The following is a 16,679-nucleotide window of genomic DNA, read 5'->3' on the forward strand; positions in this document are numbered from 1 at the left end:
TCCTCACCGACACCCCGGAGGCTCCGGAGTCGGCCTGACCTGGGTCCGGTCTGGCAGAGTACGGGCCTCGTGGAGGCTTCCGGAGTTCATCGGCGGTTGTTGGCGGATGTGGTCAGTGCGGGGAGTCCGTATGGACTGGTGCTGGCTGGGGGGTATGCGCTGGAGGCGCACGGGGTGGTGGGGCGGGCGCACGCGAATCTTGACTTCGCCACCGAGAGTGGCGAGGCGATGGAAGGGGTTGTGCGGGGGCTCGGGGCCGCGCTCGAGGCGCGGGGGCGGGCCGTGCGGACCGGGGCTGTCGGGGTGCTCTCCGCTCAGCTCGCCGTCGGTGATCCGCAGACGGGTGAGGACGTCGACCTCGCGCTGCACAAGGAAGCCTTCTGGCAGCCGCCCGAGCTGACCGTGTACGGGCCCGCTCTCTCGCTCGCGGATGCCGTCGGCACGAAGATCCGGGCGCTGTACGACCGGGGAGCGGCCGTCGACCTGATCGACGCGCGGGGCGCTGCGGAGCGGTTCTCGCTGCCCGAGCTGGAGGAGCTGGGCCGTCGGCACGCGTACGACGCCTTCGACCTGCCCACCCTCCAGTCCCGCCTCACCGGCACCGACTTCTACTCCGACTTCGAGTTCCTCCGTTACGGCCTCTCCCGCGAAGAGGTCGGCCCCCTGCGCGCCTGGGCCCAGCACTGGTCCGACGACATCGCGGAGCGCCTGCTGGAGGACGGCGCCTCTCCGGACGAGGACGAGGAGTGAAGACAGCGAAAGACCGGCCCGGCTCCCTCAAGGAGCCGGGCCGGTCCAGGACCGCTTACTTGCTTGTCTACTTCGGCTGCGGCTTCCTGATGGTCAGGTGCAGCTCGCGCAGGCGGGACTCGTCCAGCTCGGTCGGTGCGCCCATCATGAGGTCCTGGGCGTTGCCGTTGAGCGGGAAGGCGATGGTCTCGCGGATGTTGGGCTCGTCGGCGAGGAGCATGACGATGCGGTCCACGCCGGGGGCGATGCCACCGTGCGGCGGGGCGCCGAAGCGCAGCGCGCGCAGCATGCCGGCGAACTTCTCCTCGACCGTGTCACGGTCGTAGCCCGCGATCTCGAAGGCCTTGAGCATGATGTCCGGCTCGTGGTTCCGGATGGCGCCGGAGGAGAGCTCCACACCGTTGCAGACGATGTCGTACTGCCAGCCGAGGATGTCCAGCGGGTCCTGGGTCTCCAGGGCCTCCATGCCGCCCTGCGGCATCGAGAACGGGTTGTGGGAGAAGTCGAGCTTCCCCGTCTCCTCGTCCCGCTCGTACATCGGGAAGTCGACGATCCAGCAGAAGCTGAAGACGCCCTCCTCGAACTGGCCGGCCCGCTTGGCGGCCTCGACGCGCACGGCGCCCATGATCTTCGAGACCTCGTCGAACTCGCCCGCGCCGAAGAACACCGCGTGGCCGGGAGCCAGCGAGAGGCGCTTGGTCAGCTCGGCGACGTTGTCCTCGGTGAGGAACTTGGCGATCGGGCCGGTCAGCGAACTGTCCTCGCCCACACGGACCCAGGCCAGGCCCTGCGCGCCCTGCGAGACCGCGAACTCACCGAGCTGGTCGAAGAACTTACGCGTCTGCGACGCGACGTCCGGCACCGGCAGGGCACGCACGTGCTTGCCCGCGAAGGCCTTGAACGCCGAGCCCTCGAAGATGTCGGTGATGTCGACGAGCTCCAGCTTGGCGCGCAGGTCCGGCTTGTCGGAGCCGTACTTGAGCATCGCCTCGCGGAACGGGATGCGCGGGAAGGGGGAGGTGACGTGGCGGCCGCCGCCGAACTCCTCGAACAGCTCGGTCATGAGCTTCTCGATCGGCTGGAAGACGTCCTCCTGCTCGACGAAGCTCATCTCGACGTCGAGCTGGTAGAACTCGCCCGGCGAACGGTCCGCGCGGGCGTCCTCGTCGCGGAAGCAGGGCGCGATCTGGAAGTACCGGTCGAAGCCGGAGATCATCAGCAACTGCTTGAACTGCTGCGGGGCCTGCGGCAGGGCATAGAACCGGCCCGCGTGGACGCGGGAGGGGACGACGTAGTCGCGCGCGCCCTCGGGAGAGGTGGCGGACAGGATCGGCGTCGCCATCTCGTTGAAGCCCATCGCGGCCATCTTGTGGCGCATGGCCGAGATCACGGACGTGCGCAGCATGATGTTGCGGTGCATGCGCTCGCGGCGCAGGTCCAGGAAGCGGTACTCCAGGCGCCGCTCCTCGTTGACCCCGTCCTCGGCGTTGATCGTGAAGGGCAGCGGCGCGGCGGCGCCCAGCAGCTCGACCTCCGCGACCTCGACCTCGATCTCACCGGTGGGCAGGTCGGGGTTCACGTTCTCGGTTCCACGTGAAACAACGCGGCCGTCGACGCGGACCGTGGACTCCTTGGAGAGGGAGTCCAGCGCCTCGTACGCGGGGGTACCGGGGCGGGCCACGAGCTGCGTGATGCCGTAGTGGTCACGCAGATCGATGAAGAGGATGCCGCCCAGGTCGCGCCGATTGTGCAGCCAGCCACTCAGCCGGACGTCGGTACCGACGTCGGAGGCGCGGAGCTGGCCGCAGGTGTGGGACCTGTACCGATGCATCGTCGTTCATCGTCCTTCGTTGGGGGTTCTTCGCCGGGAGTGTGCTCTCCCCGGCCAGAACGGGCACGGGGCCCGGACCCATCAAGGGTACCGGGCACCCCATGATCGCCTCCCCACCATTACCACCGGCCGAACCAGGGTGGCAGTAGTGGGGACGACCTTCTTAAAGTGGGGCAATGCGCACAGGTGAGCCACTGCCCTCCCTGGGGGATGTCCTCGTCTCCCTCGCCACGGGGCTCTGGCAGTGGGACACGGCCACGGAGCTGGTCACCGTGGACGCGGAGGCGGCGCGGCTGCTGGGCCTGCCGGCCCGCCCCACCACCCTCACCGAGAACCAGGCCCGGGCCCGGATGCACCCCTCCGACTGGCACGAGATCACGGGCGTCATCCCGCTCGCCGTGGCCCGCGGCACGCTCGCCGAGGTGCGCATCCGGGTGGTGGACGCGGAGGGCCGCACCGTCCGGGTGGTGCGCAGCCGCTCCAAGCCGGCCTACAACCGGGAACGGCGGGCGTACGAGCTGACCGGCACCCTTCAGGAGGTCATCGAGCCGGCGCCGGGGACGTCCTCCGCGCGCAGGGCGATCACCGGCGACTGGCGGCGCTCCCGCGAGGCGTTCCTGCTGGACGCGGGCCGCGCGCTGGCCGAGGCGCGGTCGACGACCGAGGTGCTGCGGGTCGCGGCCACGCTGTCCATGCCGGGCTTCTCCCCGGACGGCCTCGCGGTCTTCGGCGTGGAGGGTGACCGGCTGACGATAATCGGCCACCACGGCTACCTCCCCGGCGACGCCGGCCCCTTCAGCCAGATGCCGCTGTCCACGGACTATCCGGCCGCCGAGGTGGTCCGTACCGGTCAGGCCGTCTATCTCTCCACACCCGCCGAGTACCGGGACCGCTACCCGACGACCTGGCCGCTGGCCGAGCGGTTCGGGCGCTGCTCGTGGGCGTTCCTGCCGCTGACGCTGGGCGGTCGGACGCGGGGCGCGTGGATGGCGGCGTTCAGCGACCGGGTGGCGTTCACGCCGGACGAGCGGGCGGTGCTGACCACGGTCGCCCGGATGCTCGCCCAGGCGCTGACCCGGGCGGGCGACGCGGAGACCCAGCGGGAGCTGTCCGAGGGGCTCCAGAGGTCGATGATGCCCTCGCTGCTCCCGGAGATCCCCGGCATGGGCGTGGCCGCGCGCTACATCCCGACCGGCGGCGGCCTCCAGGTGGGCGGCGACTGGTACGACATGATCCCGCTGCCCGGCGGGGTGTCCCCGACCACCGCCCAGGGAGGCAGGTTCGCGCTGGTCATCGGGGACGTGCAGGGACACGACGTACGGGCGGCGGGCCTGATGGGCCAGCTCCGGATCGCGCTGCGGGCGTACGCGGCCGAGGGGCACCGCCCGGACGCGGTGCTCTCCCGTGCCTCCCGCTTCCTGCACGGCATCACCCACGACGAGCACATGACCGACCTGCGCTTCGCCACCTGCCTGTACGCGGAGGCCGACCCGGCGACCGGGCGCCTGGAGGTGGCCCGCGCCGGACACCCGGAGCCGGTGATCCGCCTGCCCGACGGCACCGTGGTGCTCAGGCCGACCGCGGGCGGGCTGCCGCTGGGTGTGGACCCGGACGGTGACTATCCGACGACCCGGTTCACGCTGGAGCCCGGCGAGACGATGATGCTGTGCACCGACGGCCTGATCGAGACCGGCGGCCACGACATGGAGAGCGGCTGGCGGCGCATCCGGACGATCCTCGAGGAGTACGGCGCCAAGGAGTCGGAGCGCGAGAACGGTCTGGAGGGGCTCGCCGACGCGCTGGTGCAGGGGGTGCACGGGCCCTCCTCGCACCACACCACCGGCCCGCTGACCGACCGCCGCGAGGACGACATCGCGGTGCTGCTGCTGTTCCGCTCCGGGGCGAGCTGGGGGCTCAGCACCGGCCCGGCCGCCCCGTCCCGGACGCGGGTGCGCAGCACGCTGCTGTCGGTGGCGCAGGACGAGCCGGAGCGCATCGCGGAGGCCCGCCAGCACGTGCGCGAACTGCTGCACGACTGGACCCCGGCCGAGCAGGTGGACGCGGCGGTGCTGCTGATCTCCGAGATGATCACCAACGTGCTGGTGCACACCGACGCCGACGCGCTGCTGCTCGCGGAGATCTTCGGCGCGCCCGGACACCGGCGGCTGCGGGTACAGGTCACCGACAGCGGCGACGACCTCCCGCACAAGCGCCGCCCCGGCGAACTGGCCTCCTCCGGGCGCGGCCTGATGCTGATCGAGATGCTCGCCGACGCCTGGGGGGTCGAGCCGCGCGGCGAGGGCAAGAGCATCTGGTTCGAGATGTACGAGCGTCCCGATGCGGACACGGACGGCGAGGCGGACGGCTAGGGCTGCTCGTGCGGGGTGCCGTACCGCTCGCGGAGTTCCTGGACGACGCCGAAGACGGCCGCGGTCAGAGGGACGGCGAGGAGCATGCCGAGGATGCCCGCGACGGAGGCGCCCGCGGTGATCGTCAGCATCACCACCGCCGGGTGCATCTGGACGGTGCGGCTCTGGATGGCCGGCTGGAGGACGTGCCCCTCCAGCACCTGGACGGCGAGCACCACGCCGAGCGCCCAGAGCGCGATCACGAAACCCCGGTCCGCGAGGGCGACCAGGACGGCGACCGCGCCGGAGAGGAAGGCGCCGAGGTAGGGGATGTAGGCGGAGACGAAGACGAGCGCGCCGAGGCCCACCGCGCCGGGTACGCGCAGGATCAGCAGGCCGACGGTGATGCAGACGGCGTCGATGAGGGCGATGATCGTCGTCCCGCGCATGAACCCCTCGACCGCCTCGAAGGCCCGGCGCGCCATGGCCTCCACGACGTCGGCGGTACCGGCGGGGGCGAAGCCGCGCAGGGAGCGCAGGGCCCGCTGGGAGTCGCGCAGGAAGAAGAAGACCAGCAGCAGGGCGAGGACCGCGATGGCGATGGTCTCGCCGACCACGCTGACGCCGCTGATGACGTTGGAGACGGCGGTGCCGCCGAACTTGCCCAGCAGCTCGCGGGCGTTGCCCGCCAGGTCGTCCAGGCCGGTGCCGGCGGCGCCGAAGTGCCGGGCGATGGCCTTGGCCGCCTCCCGGAGTGACGCCACGATCTCGTCCCCGGTGTCGACGAGGGCGGCGACCACGATGTAGACCGCGCCGCCGACGACTGCCACGACGGCTACGCAGGTCAGCGCGGCGGCGAGACTGGCGTTCAGCCTCATCTTGAGCAGCCAGCGGTACAGCGGGCCCAGCAGGGCGGTACCGAGGAGGGCCAGCAGTACGGGGGTGACGGCGGTACGCAGCTCTCCGCACAGCTTGATGCCGACCCAGCCGATGCCTGCGGCCAGCAGCAGTACGGCACACCAGGCGGCGAACCGGCGTACGGGCACGGGGAGAAGCGACACGCTTCCAGCGGAGCACGGGGTTGGCTCGGCTGTCCTGCTGCGGCGGGCCGGGTGGGTGAGTGGCGAAGCGAGAACACCTCCCCACACACCGCCGCCCCCGCAGACTCCGTTGTCTGCCGGGGCGGCGGGGCTCAGTGGGAGCGGGCTCAGCCCTGCGGGCCGCTCTCCGTCATGCCGTGCACCGCCGGCACCGTGCCCAGGCGGCCCTTCTGGAAGTCCTCGAAGGCCTGCATGAGCTGGTCCTTGGTGTTCATGACGAACGGGCCGTAGTGGGCCATGGGCTCACGGATGGGCTGTCCACCGAGGAGGACGACCTCGAGGTCCGGGGTGTGGGAGTCCTGCTTCTCGTCCGCGCGGACGGTCAGCGAGCCCCCGGAGCCGAAGACCGCGGTCTGCCCGGTGCGCACCGGACGGCGCTCCGCGCCCACCGAACCGCGCCCGGCGAGCACGTAGGCGAGACCGTTGAAGTCCTCGCGCCACGGCAGGGTGATCTCGGCACCCGGCGCCACCGTCGCGTGGATCATGGTGATCGGCGTGTGGGTGATGCCGGGACCCGCGTGCCCGTCCAGCTCACCGGCGATGACGCGCAGCAGCGCGCCGCCGTCGGGGGTGGTGAGCAACTGGACACTGCCGCCCCGGATGTCCTGGTAGCGCGGCGCCATCATCTTGTCCTTGGCGGGGAGGTTCACCCAGAGCTGGAGCCCGTGGAAGAGACCGCCCGACATGACCAGGTGCTCCGGCGGGGCCTCGATGTGCAGCAGGCCCGAGCCGGCGGTCATCCACTGGGTGTCGCCGTTGGTGATGGTGCCGCCACCGCCGTTGGAGTCCTGGTGGTCGAAGATCCCGTCGATGATGTAGGTGACGGTCTCGAAGCCGCGGTGCGGGTGCCAGGGGGTGCCCTTGGGCTCGCCCGGCGCGTACTCCACCTCACCCATCTGGTCCATCATGATGAACGGGTCGAGGTGGCGGTAGTTGATCCCGGCGAAGGCGCGGCGCACCGGGAACCCCTCGCCCTCGAAGCCGCTCGGCGCGGTCGTCACGGTCAGCACCGGACGCGACACGGCGTCGGCGGACGCGGTCACACGGGGCAGCGTCAACGGGTTCTCGACGGTCACTGCAGGCATGGTCGGTACCTCCTTGTGGACCCAGTTTAGTTGAGCGTTGAACTTTTCGCCAGCCACAACACAGGAGGCCCGGAGGTAATTCCCTCCGGGCCTCTCAGCGATGACAGGGGCTATCCGTACATGCGCCGCATGGCGAAGTCGACCATCTGCTCCACCGCCTTGGCGTCGAACACCATCCGGTGCTCACCCTCCATGTCGACCACGAAGCCGTAGCCGGTGGGGAGCAGGTCGATCACCTCCGCGCCGGTGATCACGAAGTACTTGGACTCCTTGCCCGCGTACCGGCGCAGTTCCTTCAGCGAGGTGAACATCGGGATCACCGGCTGCTGGGTATTGTGCAGGGCGAGGAAGCCGGGGGTGTCGCCACGCGGGCAGTACACCTTGGACGTGGCGAAGACCTGCTGGAAGTCCTCGGCGGGCATCTGCCCGGTGGTGAAGGCGCGCACCGCGTCCGCCAGCGAGGGTGCGGACGGCTCCGGGTAGAGCGGCGGCTGCTGGCCGTACCCGCCGACACCACCCGGCTGCTGCTGCGGCGGCACGTACTGCTGCTGGGCGCCCACGTTCTGGTCGTAGCCGTACATGGGCGCAAGAGTACCGAGCCGCCCCGCCCGCATGACCTACGGAATCGAAACCTCACGCGTCAGGCGGGAGGACCACGGGCACCAGACGCGCCCCGGCAGGAAGGCGCCGCCCACCTCGTCGACGTGATCCTCGACGTAGGGGAGGGTGGCGTCGCAGACCTCGATGGCCACATCGAAGAAGTCGACCGTCGAAGGGTCGTAGTGGTAGCTCCACCTGGGGTTGTACGGGGCGGGCCGCGTGACGATCCGCCCGACGAGGTGGGGACGGTCCTGCGTCTCACCGCTGAGCAGTCGCCGCGCGTGCTCGATCTTGGCCGGGTCGTCGATCCGGACGACCGCCGTGTGACGGGTGATGTCCGTGAACTCGAAGTACGCCGGGTTCGCCGCCTGCGAGGGATGGGCCAGTCCGACGGTCAGCATCGCCGCCGCGGCAAGGCCGCCGAACCTGGTCAGAAGTCGTCGCACTTGTGCCTCCGAACACCGAGAGAAAGGGGTCGTCACGGAAGGTATCCATCCGGTCACACGACGCGCCTGTTCCGGAGGCGTCGCTTCACCCGAACAGGCGGGCGCGCGGTGGGGCACGGCGAAGAGCGCGCGAACGAGGCACGTGGGCCCGCCCGAGGCCCGGCATCTTCTTGAGGCGTGGCGCAGATGACAGGGGGCGGGGTTGCGTCTTATTACCGACGGGTAGCATCATCGTAGCCACTTGCTTGGTACGTGATCAGCCGCGAGGAGTCAGTGCCTCGCCGAGTCCGTGATGGAGTCACCATGGGGCACTACAAGTCCAACCTCCGCGACATCGAGTTCAACCTCTTCGAAGTCCTCGGCCGCGAGAAGCTGTACGGCACCGGCCCGTTCGAGGAGATGGACACCGACACCGCCAAGTCCGTCCTCGCGGAGCTGACCCGTCTCTCGGAGAACGAGCTGGCGGAGTCCTTCGTGGACGCCGACCGCAACCCCCCGGTCTTCGACCCCGAGACCAACACCGCGCCGGTCCCGGCCTCCTTCAAGAAGAGCTACAAGTCCTTCATGGACTCGGAGTACTGGCGGCTCGGCCTGCCCGAGGAGATCGGCGGCACCAACACCCCGCCGTCCCTGATCTGGGCGTACGCGGAGCTGGTGCTCGGCGCCAACCCGGCCATCTGGATGTACTCCTCCGGCCCGGCGTTCGCGCGCATCCTCTTCGAGGAGGGCACCGAGGAGCAGAAGCAGTGGGCGAAGATCGCGGTCGAGAAGACCTGGGGCTCCACCATGGTCCTCACCGAGCCGGACGCCGGTTCGGACGTGGGCGCCGGCCGCACCAAGGCCGTGCAGCAGGAGGACGGCTCCTGGCACATCGAGGGCGTGAAGCGCTTCATCACCTCCGGTGAGCACGACATGGAGGAGAACATCCTCCACTACGTCCTCGCCCGTCCCGAGGGTGCCGGCCCCGGCACCAAGGGCCTCTCCCTCTTCCTCGTGCCGAAGTACCACTTCGACGGCGAGACGGGCGAGCTGGGCGAGCGCAACGGCGTCTACGCCACCAACGTCGAGCACAAGATGGGCCTCAAGGCGTCCAACACCTGCGAGATGACGTTCGGCGACCGCCACCCCGCCGTGGGCTGGCTGATCGGCGACAAGCACGACGGCATCCGCCAGATGTTCCGCATCATCGAGTTCGCCCGCATGATGGTCGGCACGAAGGCCATCTCGACCCTGTCGACCGGCTACCTCAACGCGCTGGAGTACGCCAAGGAGCGCGTCCAGGGTCCGGACCTCGCGAACTTCATGGACAAGAAGGCGCCCAAGGTCACCATCACCCACCACCCCGACGTGCGCCGCTCGCTGATGACGCAGAAGGCGTACGCGGAGGGCATGCGCGCCCTGGTGCTGCACACGGCGTCCGTCCAGGACACCATCGCGGTCAAGGAGGCGAACGGTGAGGACGCCTCCGCCGAGCACGCGCTGAACGACCTGCTCCTGCCGATCGTGAAGGGCTACGGCTCCGAGAAGGGCTACGAGCAGCTCGCGCAGTCGCTCCAGACCTTCGGCGGCTCCGGGTTCCTCCAGGAGTACCCGATCGAGCAGTACATCCGCGACGCCAAGATCGACACCCTCTACGAGGGCACCACCGCGATCCAGGGCCAGGACTTCTTCTTCCGGAAGATCGTCCGCAACCAGGGTGCCGCGCTGAACGGTCTGGCCGAGGACATCAAGAAGTTCCTGGCGCTGGCCACCGGCGGCGAGGAGCTGGCGGGCGCCCGCGAGCACCTGGCCAAGGCGGCCGTGGAGCTGGAGGCGATCGTCGGCCTGATGCTGACCGACCTCGCGGCCACCGAGCAGGACGTCAAGAACATCTACAAGGTGGGCCTCAACACCACCCGCCTGCTGATGGCCTCCGGCGACGTGATCGTCGGCTACCTGCTGCTGCGCGGTGCGGCCGTCGCCGCCGAGAAGCTTGAGACGGCTTCGGCGAAGGACAAGGCGTTCTACACCGGCAAGATCGCGGCGGCGAAGTTCTTCGCGGCCAACGTCCTGCCCGGCGTCACCCTGGCCCGCAAGGTCGCCTCCGGTGTCGACCTGGACCTGATGGAGCTGGACGAGGCCGCCTTCTAGTCCTCGCCCCTCCTCGAGAAAACCCGGCGCGGGCCCGCTTCCTCCTTCCGGAGAGCGGGCCCGCGCTCGTCGTTAAGGTAAACGCCATGAGCGCACCGTCCCGTTTCGACCGCGGCCACACCGACGACCTGATGGCCTTCCTGGCGGCGAGCCCGACGCCGTACCACGCCGTGGCGAACGTCGCCGCACGGCTGGAGGACGCCGGCTTCACCCAGGTCACCGAGACCGAGGCGTGGGACACCCCCGCGGGCACCGGCAGCGGGGGACGGTACGTGCTGCGCGGCGGCGCGGTCATCGCCTGGTACGTCCCCGAGGGCGCGGCCCCGCACACCCCGTTCCGGATCGTCGGCGCGCACACCGACTCCCCGAACCTCCGGGTCAAGCCCGAACCGGACAGCGGCGCGCACGGCTGGCGCCAGGTCGCGGTGGAGATCTACGGCGGCCCGCTGATGAACTCCTGGCTCGACCGCGACCTGGGCCTGGCCGGCCGGCTCACCCTGCGCGACGGCGGCTCGGTCCTGGTCGACATCGACCGCCCGCTGCTGCGGGTGCCGCAGCTCGCCATCCACCTGGACCGCTCGGTCTCCGTGGACGGCCTCAAGCTCGACAAGCAGCGCCACCTCCAGCCCGTCTGGGGCCTCGGGAACGACGTCGGCGAGGGCGACCTGATCGCCTTCCTGGAGGAGGAGGTCGGGCTGGAGGCCGGTTCGGTGGCGGGCTGGGACCTGATGACCTATCCCGTCGAGGCGCCCGCCTACCTCGGCCGGGACCGCGAGCTGGTCGCCGGGCCCCGGATGGACAACCTGCTGTCCGTGCACGCCGGTACCGCCGCGCTGATCGCCGCGGCCACCTCCGGGGAAACCCTCACCCACATCCCGGTCCTCGCCGCCTTCGACCACGAGGAGAACGGCTCGCAGTCCGACACCGGCGCCGACGGACCGCTCCTCGGCAGCGTGCTGGAGCGCTCGGTGTTCGCGCGCGGCGGCTCCTACGAGGACCGCGCCCGCGCCTTCGCGGGCACCGTCTGCCTCTCCTCCGACACCGGGCACGCCGTGCACCCCAACTACGCGGAGCGGCACGACCCCACGCACCACCCGCGGATCAACGGCGGCCCGATCCTCAAGGTGAACGTCAACAACCGCTACGCCACGGACGGTTCGGGCCGCGCGGTGTTCGCCGCGGCGTGCGAGCGGGCCGGGGTGCCGTTCCAGACGTTCGTCTCGAACAACTCGATGCCCTGCGGCACCACCATCGGCCCCATCACCGCCGCCCGCCACGGCATCAGCACCGTGGACATCGGCGTGGCGATCCTCTCCATGCACAGTGCGCGTGAACTCTGCGGCGCCGAGGACCCGTTCCTCCTCGCCGAGGCACTGACGGCCTTTCTGGAGGCGTAGTTGACAACCCGGTTGGGTGGCTAACCGGCCGGATGGGGGGTACCCGCCGAACGGGACCGGAGATTCCGGAACCTACTAGGGGAGGCAAGATCTCATGGGCCTCGGCGGATGCATCATCCTCATAGCCGTGGGAGCGATCCTCACATTTGCCACCGACTGGCACATGAGCGGCGTCAACCTCGACCTCGTCGGGGTGATCTTCATGGCCACCGGCCTCATCGGCCTGGTGACCTTCAGCGGGATCGCCCGGCGCAGGCGCGTGATGGTGCCGCCGACCACCCCGGTGGTCGAGGAGGAACGTCACCACCACACCCACCGGGACGGCTACACCGACGGCTACGGCGCCTGATCTACCGCGCGTCACCTTCGTCAAGTCCCGCCAGCACCAGGGGCAGACGGTCCGTGGCGCCTTCCACGAGGCGCACGGGCACGCCCCAGTCCTGCTGGTGGACATGGCAGGCGGGGTATTCATTGGCCGGGTCGTCGTCGCAGGACGCGGCCATCGCGGAGACGTGCAGCACGCCCTCGGTGACGGCCGGGTCCAGCTCCAGCTCCCGGCTCAGGTCGCTGTCCGCGCCCTCGCCCTTGAGCAGCAGCTCGGGCGGGGTGGCGGAGACCAGCAGCCGGGTCGAGGGGCCGTAGCGGGTGTCCAGCTTCTGGCCCGCCGGCGCCTGGAAGATCACGTCCAGCCGCAGCCGGCCGGGGGCGACCTCGGTGGCCGCGCGCTGCGTGCGGTGGGCGACCGCCTCCACGCGGACCGCCTCCTCGGGCAGGCGCAGCCGGGTCAGCCGGTGGCGGGCGGACTCCACCACCACGATGTCGTCACCGACGAGCACCGCGTCGCTGGGCTCGCGCAGGTCGGTGGCGAGGGTGGTGACCTCGCCGGTGGCGGGGTCATAGCGGCGCAGGGCGTGGTTGTAGGTGTCGGCGACGGCGACTGAGCCGTCCGGCAGCGCGGTGACGCCCAGCGGGTGCTGGAGCAGGGCCTGCCCGGCCTCGCCGTCCCGGTGGCCGAAGTCGAACAGGCCGGTGCCGACGGCGGTGTGCACCGCGCCGTCGAGGTCGACCCAGCGCAGCGCGGAGGTCTCGGAGTCCGCGAGCCACAGCCGCTCGTCGGTCGCCGCGAGCCCAGAGGGCTGCGCGAACCACGCCTCGGCGCCGGGCCCGTCCACCAGGCCCTCGTTGGTGGTACCGGCCGCGACCTGGACGGTCTTCGCCACCGGGTCGTACGTCCAGAGCTGGTGCACGCCCGCCATGGCGATCCACACCTTGCCACCGAAGAGGGCCACATCCCACGGTGAGGAAAGCGCGACCTCGCGGGCCGCTCCCGAGGTGGGGGCGCCCTGCATCCACTGCCTGCCGGTGCCGGCCAGGGTGGTGACCGCGCCGGAGGCGAGGTCCAGGCGGCGCAGGGCGTGGTTCACGGTGTCGGCGACGACCACGGAGCCGTCCTCCAGCAGCGCCAGACCCTGCGGCTCGTTGAAGGACGCCTGCTCGGCCGAGCCGTCCGCGAAGCCGCGCTCACCGGTGCCGAACCGGCGCACCACGCTCTCGCCGTCCTCGGCCAGCTCCACCAACCGGTGCCGGGTGGTGTCGCTGACCAGGAAGTTCCCCGAGGGCAGCAGCAGCGCCTTGCCGGGGAAGCGCAGCACGGTCGGTTCCGGCTCCGGCGCCACGTAGGGGCCGTCGCCCCGGCGCAGGGTGCCCTTGGCCTCGTGCTCGGCCTCCAGCTCCTCGACCAGCCGCTCGATGGCGTGCACATGCCCCTCACCGGCGTGCTGGGCGACCACGTACCCCTCCGGGTCGATCACCACGAGCGTCGGCCAGGCGCGTACCGCGTACTGCTTCCAGGTGGCCAGCTCCGGGTCGTCCAGTACGGGGTGCTCCACGCCGTACCGCTCGACCGCGTCCACGACCGCCTGGTGCTCGGCCTCGTGCACGAACTTCGGGGAGTGCACGCCGACGACGACCACCGTGTCCCGGTGCCGCTCCTCCAGCTCCCGCAGCTCGTCCAGGACGTGCAGGCAGTTGATGCAGCAGAACGTCCAGAAGTCGAGGATGACGATGCGTCCTCGCAGGTCGGCCAGGGTGTACTGCTGATCGCCGGTGTTCAGCCAGCCGCCCTTGCCGACCAGCTCGGGAGCACGGACACGGACGCGTCGAGAAGCGGAGTCGTTCATGCTTCAAGGGTGCCACCCGGAAGGGCGGGACTCAGTCCAGGGTGTGGCCGGTGGTGGCGTCCACATGGTCCGGGACCTCTTCGTGTCGGTCGCCCACAGTCAGGGTGCCGGTGGGTTCGAGGAGCAGGATCTCGGTGGGGACCGGGGCGTACGGCTTGTGCTCGGTACCGCGCGGGACCGTGAAGACCGATCCCTGGTGCAGGACGACCGTGCGCTCACCGGCCGGCTCGCGCAGCGCGATGTGGAGTTCGCCGGTCAGGACGAGGAAGAACTCGTCGGTGTCGTCGTGCGCGTGCCAGAGGTGCTCGCCCTCGACCTTGGCCACGCGCACGTCGTAGTCGTTGACCGACGCGACGATGCGGGGGCTCCAGCGGTCGGTGAAGGAGGCGAGGACGTCGGGGAGGGAGCGGGGCTGTTCGGTTGCCATGTGCTCATCGTGGGGTGTGGGGGCGGACCGTACGAGTGCTAGGAATTGCACATGGCGCAAGAATCCTCGCAGGCGCGGCGCACCCACCGGGTCGCCGTCCTGGTGGACGCCGGCATCAACCCGTTCGAGGTCGGCGTCGCCACCGAGCTGTTCGGCCTGCCCCGCCCCGAACTCGGCCTGCCCGCACCGCTGTACGAGGTCACGGTGTGCGCGCCGACCCCCGAGGTGCGGATGAACCACGGCTTCTTCACCCTGACCGACCTGGCCGGGCTGGACGCGGTGGACGGCGCGGACACCCTGATCGTGCCCGGCCGCCCGGACAACGTGGTCCCGCGCGAGGCCCCCGTACGGGACGCGATCCGGCGCGCTCACGCGCGGGGCAGCCGGATCGTCAGCTTCTGCACCGGCACCTTCGCGCTCGCCGAGGCCGGACTGCTCGACGGACGCCGGGCCGCCACCCACTGGAGGTGGGCCGACACCTTCCGGCGGCTGCACCCGAAGGTGCTGCTGGAGCCGGACGTGCTCTTCGTCGACGACGGGGACGTGCTCTCCGCATCGGGCAGCGCGGCCGCGCTCGACCTCGGGCTGTACCTGTGGCAGCGGGACCACGGCGCCGAGATCGCCAACGCGGTCTCCCGGCGCCTGGTCTTCGCCGCCCACCGGGACGGCGGGCAGCGGCAGTTCGTGGAACGCCCGCTGCCCGAGGTACCCGACGGCTCGCTCGGCCCGCTGCTGGCCTGGGCGCAGGAACGGCTGGGCGAACCGCTCACGGTGGCCGACCTCGCCGCCCGCGCGGCCGTCTCCCCCGCCACCCTGCACCGTCGCTTCCGCGAACGCCTCGGCACCACCCCGCTGGCCTGGCTCACCGGCGAACGGGTGGCGCTGGCCTGCCGTCTGATCGAGCGTGGGGAGACCCGGCTGGACGTGGTGGCCGCCCGCTCGGGACTGGGCACCGCGGCCAACCTGCGGGCGCGGCTGCGCCGGGAGACCGGACTGAGCCCCTCCGACTACCGGAAGCGGTTCGGGCCCGCCGCGCGGTGAGGAACGCCTCCCGCCGGGGAAGCGCTTCAGACATGAGACTCCTCGTGCGCGACCGGCTGCTGGGCATCGGCGACGACTACTGGATCGAGGACGAGAACGGCCGCAAGGTCTTCCTCGTCGACGGCAAGGCCATGCGGCTGCGGGACACCTTCGAGCTGAAGGACACCGCGGGCAACGTCCTGATCGACATCCACCAGAAGATGTTCGCCCTGCGCGACACCATGGTGATCCAGCGGGACGGCGAGGACCTCGCCACCGTCCGGCGCAAGCGGCTCTCCCTGCTGCGCAACCACTACCGTGTCGAGCTGGTCGACGGCACCGAACTCGACATCAGCGGCAAGATCCTGGACCACGAGTTCGCCGTCGAGTACCAGGGCGAACTCCTCGCGGTGATCTCCCGCCGCTGGCTCACCGTCCGCGACACCTACGGCGTCGACGTCGTACGCGACGACGCCGACCCCGCGCTGCTCATCGCGGTGGCGGTCTGCGTGATCCACCTGGCGGAGAAGGAGCGGGAGGACGACTGAGGCTCAGTGGCGGGGCGGTTCCAGGCCGAGGACGCGGTCCTTCAGCGCGGGGAACTGCTCACGGGTCGCCGGGACCTTCGCCGGGTCGAACTCCACCCTGAGCACCTCCTCGTCCGGGCCCGCCTCCGCCAGCACCTCGCCCCACGGGTCCACCACGATCGAGTGACCCGCCTGGGGAACTCCGGCGTGCGTACCGGCCGTTCCACAGGCGACGACGTACGCCTGGTTCTCCACCGCCCGCGCCTGGGCCAGCAGCGTCCAGTGGGCACGCCGGCGCTCGGGCCAGCCCGCGGAGACGACCAGGGTCTCGGCGCCGGCGTCGGTGAGGGCGCGGAAGAGTTCGGGGAAGCGGAGGTCGTAACAGGTGGAGAGGCCCACGGTGGTCTCCGGCAGGGGGACGGTGACGGGTTCGCGCCCGGCGCCCATCAGCACGGCCTCGCCCTGGTCGAAGCCGAAACGGTGGATCTTCCGGTAGGAGGCGGCGAGCTCACCGGCGGGGGAGAAGACGAGCGCGGTGTTGTAGAGGGTGCCGTCGGGGTCCCGCTCGGGAATCGACCCGGCGTGCAGCCAGACGCCCGCGTCCTTCGCCGCCTGGGCCATCGCCTCGTGCGTGGGGCCCTCCAGCGGCTCGGCCTCGGTGGCGAACGCGTCGTAGGCGAAGGCCCCGGTGGTCCACAGCTCGGGCAGCACCACGAGGCCGGCACCCGCCTCGGCGCGCACGAGGTCCGCCGCGCGCAGGCGCCGTTCGGCCACGGATTCGCCCTCGTCCACACGGATCTGGATCAGCGAGGCGCGCACACTACCACCGTCCTGGCAT

Annotated in this window: 15 protein-coding genes; 7 read left to right on the forward strand and 8 right to left on the reverse strand. The window is 70.8% G+C overall.

Translation table 11 applies throughout. The features are described 5' to 3' along the window. Positions 1 to 69 precede the first annotated feature (69 nt). A complete protein-coding gene (locus OG448_RS14580; protein WP_405554117.1) occupies positions 70 to 750 on the forward strand; it encodes a hypothetical protein in 681 nt (226 codons plus the stop codon). Between the two features lie 67 nt (positions 751 to 817). Here the strand turns inward: OG448_RS14580 and aspS are convergent, their stop codons facing one another. Continuing rightward, entirely contained in the window at positions 818 to 2,581 is a 1,764-nt protein-coding gene (gene aspS / locus OG448_RS14585; protein WP_405554119.1) for an aspartate--tRNA ligase, read from the reverse strand. 176 nt (positions 2,582 to 2,757) lie between these two features. Between aspS and OG448_RS14590 the strand changes: the two genes are divergently transcribed. Continuing rightward, complete coding sequence (locus OG448_RS14590) at positions 2,758 to 4,950, forward strand: SpoIIE family protein phosphatase (protein ID WP_405554120.1); 2,193 nt, start codon at positions 2,758 to 2,760, stop codon at positions 4,948 to 4,950. Here the strand turns inward: OG448_RS14590 and OG448_RS14595 are convergent. From OG448_RS14595 to OG448_RS14610, 4 genes are all read right to left on the reverse strand, one after another. Then, positions 4,947 to 5,990 (reverse strand): AI-2E family transporter, encoded by a 1,044-nt coding sequence (locus OG448_RS14595; protein ID WP_405554122.1) that lies wholly within the window; start codon positions 5,988 to 5,990, stop codon positions 4,947 to 4,949. The two genes, OG448_RS14590 and OG448_RS14595, sit on opposite strands and share 4 nt — an antisense overlap. A gap of 146 nt (positions 5,991 to 6,136) precedes the next feature. Beyond that, a complete protein-coding gene (locus tag OG448_RS14600; protein WP_405554124.1) occupies positions 6,137 to 7,114 on the reverse strand; it encodes a pirin family protein in 978 nt (325 codons plus the stop codon). Positions 7,115 to 7,224: 110 nt separating this feature from the next. Beyond that, positions 7,225 to 7,695, reverse strand: a complete 471-nt coding sequence (locus OG448_RS14605; protein WP_135787274.1) for an SseB family protein — start codon at positions 7,693 to 7,695, stop codon at positions 7,225 to 7,227. 36 nt (positions 7,696 to 7,731) lie between these two features. Beyond that, complete coding sequence (locus OG448_RS14610) at positions 7,732 to 8,160, reverse strand: calmodulin-binding protein (RefSeq protein WP_405554126.1); 429 nt, start codon at positions 8,158 to 8,160, stop codon at positions 7,732 to 7,734. Positions 8,161 to 8,463: 303 nt separating this feature from the next. On the opposite strand from OG448_RS14610, the gene OG448_RS14615 reads away from it, so the two are divergent. From OG448_RS14615 to OG448_RS14625, 3 genes are all read left to right on the forward strand, one after another. After that, positions 8,464 to 10,290, forward strand: coding sequence for an acyl-CoA dehydrogenase (locus OG448_RS14615; protein WP_405554128.1), 1,827 nt, complete (start codon positions 8,464 to 8,466; stop codon positions 10,288 to 10,290). Positions 10,291 to 10,376: 86 nt separating this feature from the next. Beyond that, positions 10,377 to 11,687 carry a M18 family aminopeptidase gene (locus OG448_RS14620; RefSeq protein ID WP_405554130.1) on the forward strand — a complete coding sequence of 437 codons (1,311 nt, stop codon included), beginning with the start codon at positions 10,377 to 10,379 and terminating at the stop codon, positions 11,685 to 11,687. Between the two features lie 94 nt (positions 11,688 to 11,781). Continuing rightward, complete coding sequence (locus OG448_RS14625) at positions 11,782 to 12,036, forward strand: DUF6458 family protein (RefSeq protein WP_391297317.1); 255 nt, start codon at positions 11,782 to 11,784, stop codon at positions 12,034 to 12,036. Position 12,037: 1 nt separating this feature from the next. Here OG448_RS14625 and OG448_RS14630 read toward each other — a convergent pair whose 3' ends face one another. Further along, positions 12,038 to 13,867: a thioredoxin-like domain-containing protein gene (locus OG448_RS14630; RefSeq protein WP_405554132.1), complete on the reverse strand. Its 1,830-nt coding sequence runs from the start codon at positions 13,865 to 13,867 to the stop codon at positions 12,038 to 12,040. Positions 13,868 to 13,898: 31 nt separating this feature from the next. Further along, positions 13,899 to 14,294, reverse strand: coding sequence for a cupin domain-containing protein (locus OG448_RS14635; protein ID WP_405554133.1), 396 nt, complete (start codon positions 14,292 to 14,294; stop codon positions 13,899 to 13,901). Positions 14,295 to 14,345: 51 nt separating this feature from the next. Here OG448_RS14635 and OG448_RS14640 point away from each other — a divergent pair, with 51 nt between their 5' ends. Continuing rightward, positions 14,346 to 15,335 carry a GlxA family transcriptional regulator gene (locus OG448_RS14640; protein WP_405554135.1) on the forward strand — a complete coding sequence of 330 codons (990 nt, stop codon included), beginning with the start codon at positions 14,346 to 14,348 and terminating at the stop codon, positions 15,333 to 15,335. A 32-nt stretch (positions 15,336 to 15,367) separates the two neighbouring features. Beyond that, complete coding sequence (locus OG448_RS14645; RefSeq protein WP_405554137.1) at positions 15,368 to 15,862, forward strand: LURP-one-related/scramblase family protein; 495 nt, start codon at positions 15,368 to 15,370, stop codon at positions 15,860 to 15,862. 3 nt (positions 15,863 to 15,865) lie between these two features. Here the strand turns inward: OG448_RS14645 and OG448_RS14650 are convergent, their stop codons facing one another. Next, on the reverse strand, positions 15,866 to 16,660 hold the full coding sequence (locus OG448_RS14650; protein ID WP_405554139.1) for a carbon-nitrogen family hydrolase: 795 nt from the start codon (positions 16,658 to 16,660) through the stop codon (positions 15,866 to 15,868). Between the last annotated feature and the right edge of the window lie 19 nt (positions 16,661 to 16,679).

Source organism: Streptomyces sp. NBC_01171 (assembly GCF_045039805.1).
Classification (GTDB): domain Bacteria; phylum Actinomycetota; class Actinomycetes; order Streptomycetales; family Streptomycetaceae; genus Streptomyces.

What these genes read in the sequence shown, in the direction of transcription:
- OG448_RS14615 (WP_405554128.1), top strand. Translation starts at nt 8,464, where the DNA reads ATGGGGCACTACAAGTCCAACCTCCGCGACATCGAGTTCAACCTCTTC.
- OG448_RS14635 (WP_405554133.1), bottom strand. Translation starts at nt 14,294, where the DNA reads ATGGCAACCGAACAGCCCCGCTCCCTCCCCGACGTCCTCGCCTCCTTC.
- OG448_RS14630 (WP_405554132.1), bottom strand. Translation starts at nt 13,867, where the DNA reads ATGAACGACTCCGCTTCTCGACGCGTCCGTGTCCGTGCTCCCGAGCTG.
- OG448_RS14645 (WP_405554137.1), top strand. Translation starts at nt 15,368, where the DNA reads ATGAGACTCCTCGTGCGCGACCGGCTGCTGGGCATCGGCGACGACTAC.
- OG448_RS14620 (WP_405554130.1), top strand. Translation starts at nt 10,377, where the DNA reads ATGAGCGCACCGTCCCGTTTCGACCGCGGCCACACCGACGACCTGATG.
- OG448_RS14600 (WP_405554124.1), bottom strand. Translation starts at nt 7,114, where the DNA reads ATGCCTGCAGTGACCGTCGAGAACCCGTTGACGCTGCCCCGTGTGACC.
- OG448_RS14590 (WP_405554120.1), top strand. Translation starts at nt 2,758, where the DNA reads ATGCGCACAGGTGAGCCACTGCCCTCCCTGGGGGATGTCCTCGTCTCC.
- OG448_RS14625 (WP_391297317.1), top strand. Translation starts at nt 11,782, where the DNA reads ATGGGCCTCGGCGGATGCATCATCCTCATAGCCGTGGGAGCGATCCTC.
- OG448_RS14605 (WP_135787274.1), bottom strand. Translation starts at nt 7,695, where the DNA reads ATGTACGGCTACGACCAGAACGTGGGCGCCCAGCAGCAGTACGTGCCG.
- aspS (WP_405554119.1), bottom strand. Translation starts at nt 2,581, where the DNA reads ATGCATCGGTACAGGTCCCACACCTGCGGCCAGCTCCGCGCCTCCGAC.
- OG448_RS14640 (WP_405554135.1), top strand. Translation starts at nt 14,346, where the DNA reads ATGGCGCAAGAATCCTCGCAGGCGCGGCGCACCCACCGGGTCGCCGTC.